This window comes from Streptomyces xiaopingdaonensis (assembly GCF_000262345.1).
GTDB lineage: Bacteria > Actinomycetota > Actinomycetes > Streptomycetales > Streptomycetaceae > Streptomyces > Streptomyces xiaopingdaonensis.
Genome location: NZ_AJTQ01000193.1, coordinates 1 through 1,055, shown reverse-complemented (window position 1 = coordinate 1,055; position 1,055 = coordinate 1). Strand labels below are relative to the sequence as shown.

Genomic DNA, 1,055 nt, shown 5'->3' with positions numbered 1-1,055 from the left:
GGCCCGAGGGCGAACCCGGGCCGCGGGGGTCGGTGGGGCGGGGCGTCTCAGGTGCCGTCGGCCGTGCGCCGTGCGTGGCGCGTGCCGACGAGCCACCTGTACGCCCCGCCGAGCAGGGCGGCCTGTACGAGCGCGGCGAGCACGATGCCCGCGGCGAACCACGGCCCGTCGAGGCCGAGGACGAGCAGCGAGGCGGGCGCCGTCGCGAAGAGCACCCACACCCCGGCGAACGAGGCGTCGGCATGCGGGACCCACACCGCGTCGACCGTCGCGAAGAGCGCGGCGGCCGCCACCAGCGCGAGGTACGCGAGGCCGGCGGGGTTCGCCCGGACCCGCCGCCAGGCGGCCGCTCGCCGTTGGTTTCCCGTGTCCGTCATGGTCCCTCCGGTTCTTTCTGCGTGCGCCCCCCAGCATGCCGGGCCGCTTCCCGCGGACGCCTGAGTGCACGTACTCACCCGCCGCGCGCTCTCCGCCGGATGCGCGCTGCCGTCGGTGCGGAATCCGCGCTACCGCGCCGCGAAGCCGTGCCGGTACCGTCCTTCCATGCGCCCGTACCGCCAGACACCGCACGCGGCCGGCCGATGAGCGCCCCCGGCGCCTTCGGGCCGCTGGAGTTCCAGCTCGTCCTGCTGCGCCGCATGGCCGACTTCCAACCAGGACTCGTCACCGAGGCGCTGCGCACGCTCGGCGTCGGACAGCAGGAGATGCGCGAGGCCAACCGGCGGTGGCAAACGAGGGTCCACGGGCCCGCGCGCCGCGGCGCGCTGGCCCGCTACCGTTCGGCGCTCGGCCCGCCCGTCGCCACCTCGGAGCGCACCTTCGGCGACGTGCGCAGCACCGCGCACACCTGGCCCGTGCCGCTCTGGCCCGACCTCCGCTTCGAGGTGCTCACCGCTCCGGGCGGGGCCGTCTGGAACGAGTGGCTCGTCCGGGCGCCGGGCGCGGAGCCGGTGCCGCTCCGCACCGTCGAGGACCTCACGCCCTGGTCCTGCACCGTCGACGAGGTGGCGCGCGCCTTCGCGCCGGCCCGCCCGCTCCAGGGCTCGGCCCCCACC

At 76.9% G+C, this 1,055-nt stretch carries 2 protein-coding genes; one reads left to right on the top strand and one right to left on the bottom strand.

Going from position 1 to position 1,055, the window contains the following annotated elements:
- Positions 1-47: 47 nt before the first annotated feature.
- Positions 48-377, bottom strand: coding sequence for an SCO4225 family membrane protein (locus UWG_RS0115850; protein ID WP_016908204.1), 330 nt, complete (start codon positions 375-377; stop codon positions 48-50).
- Positions 378-581: 204 nt separating this feature from the next.
- On the opposite strand from UWG_RS0115850, the gene UWG_RS30150 reads away from it, so the two are divergent.
- Positions 582-1,055: hypothetical protein (locus UWG_RS30150; protein ID WP_016908203.1), on the top strand; the 474-nt coding region annotated here is incomplete at its 3' end.